The organism is Lysobacter firmicutimachus (assembly GCF_037027445.1).
GTDB lineage: Bacteria > Pseudomonadota > Gammaproteobacteria > Xanthomonadales > Xanthomonadaceae > Lysobacter > Lysobacter firmicutimachus.
In genome coordinates this window covers 467343-478934 of the sequence record NZ_JBANDL010000002.1, presented here as the reverse complement: position 1 = coordinate 478934, position 11592 = coordinate 467343, and the positions used below count along the sequence as shown (strand labels likewise).

Here is an 11592-nt window from a genome sequence, read left to right as displayed (position 1 = left end):
GGCACACAGGCTGGGGCGGGGCTTTCTAGGAAATTTCTTAGACGTCGTTGCCCCCCCCCCCCCCGAAAACTAGGTCGCTATAGATCTCGCTCATACCCCGTCGAGCAGGTGGTCGAGCCCGTTGACCAGGAAGAACGGTAGGATCTCTTCTTTGCTCTTCAGTCCCAGCTTGCGCTTGGCGTTGTATTTGTGGGTCGCTACGGTCTTGTAGCTGCGGCCCAGGTCGATGGCAATTCCGTTCACGACCTTGCCCTTGGCCAGAGACAGCATCACGCTGCGCTCCATCGGCGTGAGCGTCGACCAGGAATGGTTCATCGCCGATGCGATATCGACGGCCGGGTCCACGAAGGTATGGCCGGCCGCAACCTGCCGAATCGCACGCAGCAGCAGATCGGGACTGCTGACTTTGAGGATGTAGGCTTTGACGCCCAGCTCCAGCGCGGCCAAGGCGAACAGGCCGTGCTCGTTCGAAGCATGCACCACCAGTTTGGCGTTTCGGCTGCGCAACACGGTCTGCCGCAACAAGGCAATGCCATTGCCGACTGCCGACATGCACGGATCGACGATGACCAGATCCGGGGCCTCATTCTCCAACCCATCCATCAGTTCATCGGCACTGCAAGCGAGCCGAACCGAAGCGAGTCCGTCCCCGTATTCTTTTTCGACCAAATCGCGCAAGAACACCCGCATGACCGGAAGCCGATCGGCTATGATGATCCTCTCGCCTCGCTTCATCCTCGCTGCTCTCCCGTTCGCGCGGCCGCCGGACGCTACCGCGCGATGCACCTGTCGACGCAGTGGCCGCGAACGATGCGGCGTTGCACGCCCCTCCCGGCACCAGCCGGCTCGACGACGATGCTCCCGTGGATACGTAGCCAAGCGAACGGCTTATATCGCCGATCACCCAACTGATTCGTCCGAACGACCCGGCCCATACGTGCTACGCACTCGTCCGATCCACCCAGCATCGCGCCGACCTGCGCAGGAACGGCTTCCGTGTCCGATACACCAAAGGAAGTGGGGTGGGCCGAAGCCCGCCCCCGCTTCATTCCATGGAAAGTCGATAGGCGATCGTCGATTGCGCACCGCCTCGCGCTTCCTTGGCGTGGCGCGCGAGGCGGACATCGCTGGCCGCCGAACCGATGACCGGGCCGGCATCGACGTTGCCGGTACCGTCGATGGAACACGTGATTGTTCGATCATTCGTTTGGCGCGCGCTCGTTTCGTCGCTCCATCGGCTCGACCTCATTAGCGCACAGAGCCTGCAGAAATCGTATACGGAATGCTCTTAGGCGCCGCCATAGGAGTTTTCCCTATGTCCTTCGACAGCGAACTTGCTGAATAGTCTTAACGGCATCGCTTCAGCCGCCGGCGCAGGAACCAGCGCGGCTGTGTCCCGATACGACCGCCGACGCGAAGCGCACGGATGAAACGTCTCCGCGTATCGCGACGCTGCCCGGCATGCACCCGGTTCTGCGGATTCGCGCGCATTCGCGACGGCGGGCGCGTGCGCGGCGATCGCGTTCGGCATTCCGGCAATGCGGCCGCAGCGCAGCGCGCGCCGATGCTTCATATCCCCCAAAAACCACAGGAGCCACACCGTGCCATTCGCAGTCTATCGAGCCGATAACCGGGCTCCCGAACAGATCGCCGAAAGCGGATTCCAGGCCAGGGTTCCGCTGGATCCGTCGGCCGCACGACAACTGGTGGCGCGTGCGTTGATCGACCCGAATGCGCCGCTGAATCTGCCGAAAGCTCCGGGCAACACCATCGCCGAGTACTTCGAGCGAACCCGGAACCAGCCGACGCTGGTCGGACTGCCCGCGCTCTACGACCAGATCCGCAAGGAAACCAGCGCCACCACCATGCATGTGTCCACCTCGCCCAACATCGGCGTAGGCGGATTCGACCATCGCAGGCATCAGTACCTGATCGAGATGCCGCTCGACCGGATGTACGCCTGGGACATCGATCCCACACGCAGAACACGGATCGTCCAGGAACCCAGGGAAATCCACTCGCTGAGCGATGCGCATCCGGCGCCCGACCCGAAGACCGGAATCGGGTCCAGCAAGCCCGTCCTGCTGACCGATAGCGCCTCCATCGACAATGCCGCGATCATCGCCGTCTACAGCCCAAATGGCGATGGCGAAGTCGCGTTCCTCACCGGCCTGCCGGAAGAGTGGATCACGCGTACTCGCAGCCTCGAGCAGAACGGCCCCTGGCACGTCATGCCGCATGCCGGTCCCGAGCTTCCGCCGGCGGCGGACGCCGCGGTTCCGGCGAGCGCGTCGCCCGGGACGACGAACGGCAGCGCCCCAGCGGTCGCGCCGGACGCAGGCCAGGCCTTCGGCTATGAACATCCTTACGCCGATCCGGCCAATCCCATGCACGCGCTGTACGGCCAAGCGCTCACCGGCCTGGGCCGCAATCCGCTCACCGCGACCATCGGCGTGCCGGAAAAAACTCATAATGCCGCGGCTCTCGCCGATGCCGCGCACAACGCCCAGCCACCACTGGATCGGATCGACTCGGTGGAGCCGGGCAGGAACGGCGGCCTGTTCGCGATCCAGGGCAGTGCCCACGAACCGGCTCATAAGTATGCGTTGCTGCAGTCGCCCGCCGCGCTGCCCGCCATTCAATCGGCGCGGACCGCCGCCGAGACGACGCAACCGGCCAGGATCGAGGCCGTCGCCGAGCAATCATCGGTGAGCGCATTGCGCAGCATGTTCGAATCTCCTCAAGCACCGTCCGCGCCGACCCTGGGGCCGCGCCGGTATTGAAGCTTCGCCGGCTTGAGAGGTCAATCCCGCGAACGGGATTGACCTTGCAACGAAGTCGAAGCCGATCGCGAGCGACCGGCCACAACGATCACAGCGGTTGCAGCGCCGGTCGTTCGCGCGGGAACGCGTTGCACCAGTGGTTCCGATCCGAGGTGACGGCGCCCCAGGCGTCGACGTAGGTCTGACTGCCGCACGCCAACGTGCGCCCCGCGGCCGTGGCGGTGGCAAGCAACTGGCGCAGATACTCGCGATCGGTGCGGGGCAGCTGGTAACACTCCGCAGGGCGGCCCAGGGGCGTGACGCAGACGGCCTTACCGGCGCCATCGAGGGACAGCAGCGTGTTGCGATAGAGATACCACTGCCGCTGGGGCGCGACCGCATTGACGACCGCCTCGGCGTTGACGATGCCCGAGCCGATGGCATCGTCCGGCACTACCGCGAAGCGCGTCGCGTTGTCCTTGATCAGGGCTTCGATCTGCGCCGGCGTCCGGGGAACATCGGCGACCGATTGGGCCAAGGCCACTACGCCGCCCACATGAGGCGCCGCCATCGAGGTGCCGCTGGAAGCGGCGTAGGATGCGACTCCCGGCGTGGTGAGGCCGGTATTGAGCGTCGAATAGATATCGGTGCCCGGTGCCGCCACATCGACGCTGGCGCCGAAGTTGGTGAACCAAGCAGCCGAACCGTCCTCGTTCGTGGCCGCGACCGCGATGACGTTCGCGCAACTGGCCGGCTGGAACTCGGCGGCATCCATGGCATCGTTTCCGGCCGCAACCACGACGGTAGTGCCGCGCCCGACTGCGCCATCGATAGCATCTTGCAAGACGCGAGGGCATGCACCGCCGCCACCGAGGCTCATGTTGACCACTTCGACCGGATTCTGGTTGACGGGAACGCCGGGAACGTCCCTGCCCGACGACCAGGTGATCGCGTCGGCGATATCCGCGAACGTGCCCCCCGCATCGGGCCAACACGCGAACCGGAACGATCTGGGCGCCGAACGCGGTTCCCGCAACGCCGGCCGCATTGTTCGCCGACGCGGCCACGGTACCGGCCACGTGGGTGCCGTGCCAACCGGAGTCGCGAACCCGGCAGAGATTCGCGTCCTTGTTCCAGTCGCCTTCGTCGGCAGGATAGTCGTCGCGGCCGTTGCCGTCGCGCGCGTTCGCGGCGTCGCTGACGAAGTCATAGCCCGGAAGAACATTGCCGTTGAGATTTGGATGATCGGTAATGCCGATATCCAGAACCGCGACTACCACGCCGCGTCAGGTCGCCCGGTCCCAGGCGGGTTGGGCGCGAATGCCATTCGCACCCGAGAAACCCCATTGGCGGCCGTAATGGGTTTCGTTCGGCGTCAGCGCGGGATACAGACGGCCATTGACCTGTACGTACTCCACGTTGGGGGCGGCCGCCAACTTTCGCATGAGCGCCTCGGCTTGAACGCGGTCGAGCTTGCTGGAAGATTTCAGCAAGTCCGCTCCGACGGCCAGGCGTCGGCTGTGGCCCAAGGACAGCGAAGCCGTTCCGATCGCGCTCTTTCCCGCTTTGGCGAGCGCGCTTTTGACTTTTGCGACGCCCGATCGTTCCGCACTTCCTGCACGATACTTGACGATGAATCCGTCGTAGCGCTCCCCGGCTTCCAATCCCGAGGTGACCACCTGCCCGGCCAACGCCGAACAGGGGGAGCAAACCAGTACCGCGGCAATCAGAGACGAAAGACGGTTGAAGTCAAACGTATTAGATCCAGACACGCGAATCTGCATTCTCGGTGCCGTTTGCGCAGCAGCTCGACGATGCGCCGGCCCGGTCGATACCGAACATTGGCAAATTTCCTAGCACACAGCCGAGATTCACCGACCGTTTACCGACGCGATGAACACCTTTACGCGCTCGCCACGGCGCGAGCGGCACTCGATTCCGATGCGACACACAGATGGGATGTTCGCTATCGATCCGATGCGAACAGGGACGAGAAAATGGAATACCATCGCTCACGTGCGACGGCGGTGGTTGCGGATGCCATGGACGGGCGCTTCGCTCCGTCCCTGGAAGCGAGGCGCATGGTGCAGAGTCCAGCGCACACATCGGCGACCGGCGGAATCGATAGAGCGTTCAGACAGAGCGAATCTGGAGATCGCCGTAAGACGGGGTCGCCGAGGATGGATGGCACCAGGAGCGCGACGTACGCGCTCCTGATCCTGAACCGGCAGCCGGACGCGACGTTCGCCGCCGTGCCGGTTCAACGCTTGGAGGCGTTCCCGGCGCGCTTGCCCGGCTCGCCGGACGGTGCCGCTCGTTCCGCATCAGCCACGGGCTCCGGCATCGCCGAGGAATGATGGTGCGCGATCAGCCATTTTTCGCCGTTCCATTCGTAGACGTAGGTGTAACGGGCGTGCACGGTTTTGCCGTCGGCGAACCGGAACGTGTAGGTCCCGACGTCCTGGGCGATGTTGCAGCCGATCTTCACGGTCCGGCTGTCGATCTTGCCGACCGGCTTGGCCTTGAGGAACTTGACGAAGTACTCGCGGATATCGGCCGGGGTCTTGCGCGGACGGTTTGAGACCGTCGCCAACAACACGCCGTCTGGAGCGTAGTTCGCCGCTACTTTATCGGGGTCGCCGGTACCGAGCGAAGCGTTCCAACGATCGAACAGCGCTGCCACTTGTTGCTCGTTGACCCGAGCGCAGGACATCGGCTGTTGCGCCTTCGAGACGGCCGGCATCGGCGCCGTCGATAACAGGCCAGCCAGGGCAACGGCGGGTATCGCAATCTTCATACGTCTGCATCTCCGTGGGGAAGGTGCCTGCGGCGGCCCATGCCGCCGCAGCGGTAGCTCGTGTTGTGGTGGTTACGTATTTCGATCGACGCTGGCGAATCGTCGGCGCAGCTCGCCTTGACTCGACGCGGGCGATGCGATCCGCTGCAGGCACCGTCGCCCGTCGACACGCCGACAGCGGCGCCGCTCCGACGGCGCGGACAGCAGCATCGCTCGATGCTGCGTCGCTCGGCCGTGCCTGCCGTCTACTTCGCGCTGGGCGTCTCTGCTGAGGCAGGAGCCGCGCCGGCTCGAAGTTCGGCGATGCGTTGTGCGAGGGCCTGGTTGCCTTGCTGCAAAGCCAGATTCTCCGCCGTGTAGCCGCCGGCATCCATCGCATCCAGGTCGGCGCCGCGCGCGGACAGGGCGTCGAGCATCGCCGAACGGCCGAACAGCGCAGCGAACATCGCCGCGGTTTGGCCGGCCTTGTTCTTGGCGTTCACATCGGCCCCCGGAGCGTCGATGATGCGCTTGGCGGTGGCTTCATCGCCCTTGAATATCGCCCCCATCAACGCCGTGTTGCCGCGTACGCCGTCGCCTGCGTTGGGGTCGGCGCCGGCCAGCAACAGTGCATCGACCAACGGCGCATGGCCGTAGTAAGCGGCCAGGATCAACGCCGTATTGCCGCGATCGTCGCGCTCGGACGCCGCCGCCCCCTGGGCCAGCGCCGCGCGCAACTCAGTCAGATTGCCGTCTCTGGCAGCGGCGAAGAGCCGGGCCTGGGCTTCCGTGCCCTGGGCCGCGATCGTCGCTGCATGTCCATTCGTTCCGTTGCCACCGGCGAACAGGGACACCGATGGAAGGGCGGCCAGAAACATGGCCAAGAAAGGAGTCAGCTTCATCTATGCCTCGCGATCCGCGGCGGACCGGCGCGACAGTGCGCGCGGTCGCCGCGTGACTTGCCTGTGGAAAGAGCCCGGAGCGGCGCACCGATGGGAGAGCGGCTTTTTTGCGCCACTCCGGGCATTGGAACGCGGCTCAACTCACTCGCGAATGCCGGCGGCCGTACGCTCGACCTTAGCGCGGTCGGCGTTCAGCGCGCGGGCGATGCGCTCGCCGTACTCGGGATCGGCCTTGTAGAAGTGCGCGAGCATGGTGTAGCGGACTTCGTCGCTGCGCACCTGGCCGAGATCGCCGGCCAGATTGGCGATGAGGTTATTGCGCTGCGCCGGCGGCAACGACCGGTAGAACTCGCCGGCCTGGCGGAAGTTCAGGGTCTTGGCGATCCGCGCCTGCTGGGTGCTTCCCTTCAGCGGCAGAGCGCTGGCCCGCTGTCCGGCCTGCTCCGGCTTCGGTTCGCTGCGGGACGGCTCGTAATTGACCGATCCCGTCCTCGCGCCGGCGTTCAGCGTGCCATCCTGGTTGTTGCTGACGACCGTGTTCTTCGGCGCGTTGATCGGCAGTTGCATCACGTTCGTGCCGACGCGGTACAGCTGAGTGTCGGAATAGGAGAACACACGCCCCTGCAGCAAACGGTCTTCGGAGGGCTCGATGCCCGGGACCAGGTTGGCCGGGGCGAAGGCGCTTTGCTCGGTCTCCTGGAACACGTTCTTCGGATTGCGATTCAGGGTCATGGTCCCGGCTTTGACTTCCGGCACGCCGGGCCACACCTTGGTCGCGTCGAGCGGGTCGAAATCGAAGTCGTCGAGCTGTTCGGGCTTGAGGATCTGCACGTACAGATCCCACTGCGGGTACTGACCGCGGTCGATCGCCGCGATCAGATCCCGCGAGGCGTGGTTGAAATCGTTGGCCTGCAGCTTGGAGGCTTCGGCCGCCGAGAGGTTCGCTTCGCCCTGGCGGCTGTCCCAGCGGAACTTGGCATAGACGTAGTTGCCGTCCTGATCGACCAGCTTGTAGGCGTGCACACCGTTGCCGTCCATCTGTCGGTAGTTCGCGGGAATACCGTAGTCGGAGTAGACCCGCGTCAGCATGTGGGTCGCCTCGGGCACGTGCGAGAAGAAATCGAAGAAGCGGTTCGGGTCCTGCAGATTGGAGTCCGGGGCCGGCTTCAGCGAGTGCACCATGTCCGGGAACTTCATCGCATCGCGGATGAAGAACACAGGCAGGTTATTGCCGACCAGGTCCCAATTGCCCTCTGCGGTGTAGAACTTGGTGGCGAAACCGCGCGGGTCGCGCAGGGTTTCCGGAGAATGGTTGCCGTGGATGACGGTCGAGAATCGCACGAACACCGGCGTGTCGGCACCGCTGGCGAAGACTTTCGCCCGGCTGTAGCGGCTCAGCTCGCCGGTCGCGACGAACTTGCCGTGCGCGCCCGACCCGCGGGCATGCACCACCCGCTCCGGCACGCGTTCGCGGTCGAAACGCTGCAGCTTCTGGATCAAATGCACGTCTTGCAGCAGCACCGGCCCGTCGGGACCGGCCGTCTGCGAATTCTGATTGTCGCCTACCGGCGCGCCGTTATCCTTGGTCAGCGCGCCGGCCGCGGGCGCAGCGTAAACCGGAATGGCCGCAGCGAGCAGCATCGCGGCCAACAGCGACTTCCGCATTCTTGCGCTTTGCATCTTGGGCATACCCTAATCGTTCGTGAGCATACCGCTCTCCCGTCGCCAGAGTCGCCTCGCGCCGCCTATTTGTACAATCAATTGTTCCTAACGGTGCAATCGGTCCTGCAGATCGACAAGCACAATCGTTCCGCCTAAGATAATTCTTAGTTGCGCACGGAATGAAATCGGACTATCTCGGACGCATGCTCCGCGTATTGCGCCGAGCTCGTGCCGGCGTAAAACATCTCGTGCGAGCTATCGGAAATCGAACCACCGGGACTTGTGTTCTGCGTTGCCAACGACGAGCCTATCGCGAAGTTTTCCGGACACCCCCCATGAATCTCGGCGACACCGTCGACGCGCTCGACAGAATGGATTTCACGCGCGACAGCCTCTTCGTCGGAGCCTGCACACAGGCTTGTTCGCCAAGGCGGCGCTGGCATCGGTCATGCCGATGATCGCCGAACTCGGAAGCCCGGCCATCGCCCTGGTTGCAGCGCCGCCTCCGCTCGGCGTCGCGGCGTCGGTGCTCTGGCGAGTAAACGCCCGCTAGGGCGACGCGCCGCACGACGCGCAGATATCGCTGGCATCGAGCGCGAAGGAAAAGCGGCGACTACGTCGCGTCCGGCGTTACACCGCACACGGCTCGATGTTCGTGGCCGCACGCATCGATACGACGCGATCGCATTCGAATGCCGATACGCGACCCGGCCGGCCGATCCACTGGACTTCGTTAGCGGTAGGTACTGCGCCGGCCGCGCCCTGGCCGCCGCCAGCGAATCCACTCTCAGCGCCACGACGAAACAAGGACACCAGCCATGCCGGGCCCGGACCGCAACGCCTCCGACGTATCCGCTGCCGGCCACCCGAGCCGGTCGCTGGTGGCTTCGGCCTTGTGGCCGATGGCGGTGCGCATCGGATTGGTGGTGATCGCCGCCAGCACCCTGACCCACTGGCACTTCACCCGGATACTTCGACAAGGCGCAGAAAGCACCCTGACGCACTACGTGCAGGAGCGTGCCCAGCGCGAAGGCCTCTGGTTCGACTTCATCGTCCGCCGGCAGATCCAGATGCGCGACGGCTACGCGACCCAGTACCGCGCCCTCGCCTCGAACCGCGAAGGCTTGGCCGCCGGTGCCGCCGAATTCGACAAGTGGTTCGTCGTACGAAGCGACGGTCGAGCCACGATCCGCCCCCTCTACTTCACCGGCACGACGGAGGGCAACGGCGCCGGGCAGCGCATCCACGGCATATCCGGCATCATCGATCGCGGTGTTCGCTTGACCGACGAGGTCAAGCTTCGGCATGCGCTGGCCGCCAACGCGATCTGGAGCAACGGCCCTTCGCTCGTCAGCGAATCCACCACTCCGAGCCATACGCCGTTCCTGGCGCTGTACTTCCTGACGCCGGAACAGGGCGACGTCCAGTACTTCCCGGAGATCATGTGGGACCCGTACGCCAAGAACGAGGGCTTCCGCTACGACGGCCACAGCCACTACGACCTGGGACTGCCCGCACATAATCCGGAACGGCGCACCCGTTGGACGTCCGCTTACGTCGAAGAGACCTCCGGCATCCGGCTCGTCACCTCCGTCACTCCGGTGGATGTCGACGGCCGCTACCTCGGCCATTTCGCCACCGACATCGAAATAGATACGCTGGACGCACGGATCAGACGCTCCGGCATTGCCGGCGCAACGGACTTTATCATCGGCCATGACGGTTCGCTGATCGCACACGGTGGACTGACGGCCGCGAAACGGCCGAAGCGCACGTCGCCCGATGTCGCCCCCATCGACGAGGCTTCACTGCAGAATCTTTATCGCCTGGCCCGTCTCGCCCCGACGGGGGGGGTGATGGACGATCAGGCCGGCGATCGACTGCTGGCGACAGCCCCCATCGGCGCCACCGGCTGGAAGCTGGTTACCGTCTACCCGAAGCCGCTGTTGGCCGCGCCCGCCCGGGAGATCGCGCTGATCGTGTTGCTCATCGGGATAGCGTCTCTCGGCATCGAACTGCTGGCGCTCCGCCGGGTCCTGAAAGATCGCGTGTCCGCTCCGATACGTTCGTTCATCGCGGCAACCTCCCATATCGCCGCGGGCGAACGATCCATCGACGCCGCTCGCGAGCTGCCTGTCGCCCGCCGCGACGAGATAGGCGCACTCGCCCGATCATTCGCACGCATGGTCGAACGATTGCGGGAAGCGGCCGATCAACTGGAACATCGCGTGGTCGAGCGCACAAGCGAACTGCGGCAGGCGAACCAGGCCCTGGACGAGGCCAGGCATGAGGCCGTGCTAGCCAACGAGTCCAAAAGCCGCTTCCTGGCCAATATGAGCCATGAGGTGCGGACGCCGTTGAACGGAGTGCTGGGCCTGACCGAACTGTTGCAGCAAAGCCCGCTTTCGGACGAGCAGCGGCGATGGCTCGCGATGCTGAAGGACTCCGGCGAGTCGTTGCTGCGCCTGCTCAACGACATGCTAGACGTGTCCAAGATCGAATCCGGCCATATGTCCCTGCTGTCGGCGCCGTTCAGCCTGCGCGGGCTGGTCGACTCATCCACGCAGTTGATGGCCGCCTACGCACAGCGCAAGGGACTGTCGCTGCACCGCGAGATCGAGCCCGGCATTGCGGACGATCTGCTCGGCGACGAGTTCCGGGTCCGGCAGATTCTGCTGAACCTGCTCAGCAATGCGATCAAGTTCACCGCGCAAGGCGAGGTGCGGCTGGTGGTGGCGTTGGACGCGCCTGAGCCGGAGCACGGCATCGCACTGCGGTTTTCCGTCTACGACACCGGCATCGGCCTGCCGCCCGAACGCATCGAGCGACTGTTCGAGGCCTTCGTCCAGGCCGACAGCGGCATCGGCCGGACCTACGGCGGCACCGGACTGGGCCTGACCATCTGCAGCCACCTGGCCGGCATGATGGACGGACGCATCTGGGCAGAGAACCGTCCGCAAGGCGGCAGCGTGTTCCACGTCAGCTGCCGGTTCGACCGCGCCACCCGGCCGGCGACGGATCGCACGATCGACAGCGAACCGCTGCGGCCGGCCGGCCGCGCACGGCGGATTCTGATCGTCGAAGACAACGGCGTGAATCGGGTGATCGCCAAGGGCATCCTCGCCGCCCGCGGGCACACCGTCGAAGAAGCGGCCGACGGTCGCGAAGGGCTCGACGCAATGCTGGCCCACGCCTTCGACGTCGTACTCATGGACATCCGCATGCCGGTGATGGACGGCCTGGAAGCGACCCGGCGCATCCGCAGCATCGAACGAGCCAACCAGGAACCCAGGCGCCGGATCGTGGCGCTGACCGCAAGCGCCATGAACGGCGACCGCGAAGCCTGCCTGGCCGCCGGCATCGACGACTTCATCTGCAAGCCGTTCACCAGCGAAGAGCTGCTCGCGGCCGTGGAGGAGACGGAGCTTGCGCGCCAGGCATGACGACATCGCAAAAATCCGCGCTACCAGACATCTCCGCGAGCCGCGCG

General features: G+C 65.0%; 9 protein-coding genes and 1 pseudogene. 2 read left to right on the top strand and 8 right to left on the bottom strand.

The features are described from left to right. Positions 1-90: 90 nt before the first annotated feature. Together V2J18_RS02090 and V2J18_RS02085 are read right to left on the bottom strand one after the other, a co-directional pair. On the bottom strand, positions 91-735 hold the full coding sequence (locus V2J18_RS02090; RefSeq protein ID WP_079248136.1) for a LuxR C-terminal-related transcriptional regulator: 645 nt from the start codon (positions 733-735) through the stop codon (positions 91-93). A 310-nt stretch (positions 736-1045) separates the two neighbouring features. Then, positions 1046-1249, bottom strand: coding sequence for a hypothetical protein (locus V2J18_RS02085; protein ID WP_336130774.1), 204 nt, complete (start codon positions 1247-1249; stop codon positions 1046-1048). A 352-nt stretch (positions 1250-1601) separates the two neighbouring features. Between V2J18_RS02085 and V2J18_RS02080 the strand changes: the two genes are divergently transcribed. Then, a complete protein-coding gene (locus V2J18_RS02080) occupies positions 1602-2783 on the top strand; it encodes an XVIPCD domain-containing protein (RefSeq protein WP_141233435.1) in 1182 nt (393 codons plus the stop codon). A gap of 88 nt (positions 2784-2871) precedes the next feature. On the opposite strand, the gene V2J18_RS23115 is transcribed toward V2J18_RS02080, so the two are convergent. The 6 genes and pseudogenes from V2J18_RS23115 to V2J18_RS02060 all read right to left on the bottom strand — a co-directional run bounded on the left by V2J18_RS23115 (position 2872) and on the right by V2J18_RS02060 (position 8081). Then, a complete protein-coding gene (locus tag V2J18_RS23115; protein ID WP_425605927.1) occupies positions 2872-3810 on the bottom strand; it encodes a S8 family serine peptidase in 939 nt (312 codons plus the stop codon). Then, a pseudogene (locus V2J18_RS23110) lies at positions 3806-4042 on the bottom strand (S8 family serine peptidase); the annotation flags it as partial. The pseudogene V2J18_RS23110 and the gene V2J18_RS23115, both read right to left, overlap by 5 nt. Before the next feature lie 6 nt (positions 4043-4048). Further along, the gene (locus tag V2J18_RS23105; RefSeq protein WP_425605926.1) at positions 4049-4546 is read right to left on the bottom strand and encodes a hypothetical protein; all 498 of its coding nucleotides are present in this window, start codon (positions 4544-4546) and stop codon (positions 4049-4051) included. A 476-nt stretch (positions 4547-5022) separates the two neighbouring features. Then, a complete protein-coding gene (locus V2J18_RS02070; protein ID WP_079248135.1) occupies positions 5023-5559 on the bottom strand; it encodes an SgcJ/EcaC family oxidoreductase in 537 nt (178 codons plus the stop codon). A 245-nt stretch (positions 5560-5804) separates the two neighbouring features. Further along, positions 5805-6440 carry an ankyrin repeat domain-containing protein gene (locus V2J18_RS02065; RefSeq protein WP_336130773.1) on the bottom strand — a complete coding sequence of 212 codons (636 nt, stop codon included), beginning with the start codon at positions 6438-6440 and terminating at the stop codon, positions 5805-5807. Between the two features lie 141 nt (positions 6441-6581). Then, the gene (locus V2J18_RS02060; protein ID WP_261370083.1) at positions 6582-8081 is read right to left on the bottom strand and encodes a catalase; all 1500 of its coding nucleotides are present in this window, start codon (positions 8079-8081) and stop codon (positions 6582-6584) included. Positions 8082-8920: 839 nt separating this feature from the next. On the opposite strand from V2J18_RS02060, the gene V2J18_RS02055 reads away from it, so the two are divergent. After that, entirely contained in the window at positions 8921-11545 is a 2625-nt protein-coding gene (locus V2J18_RS02055) for a hybrid sensor histidine kinase/response regulator (RefSeq protein ID WP_336130771.1), read from the top strand. Positions 11546-11592 lie beyond the last annotated feature (47 nt).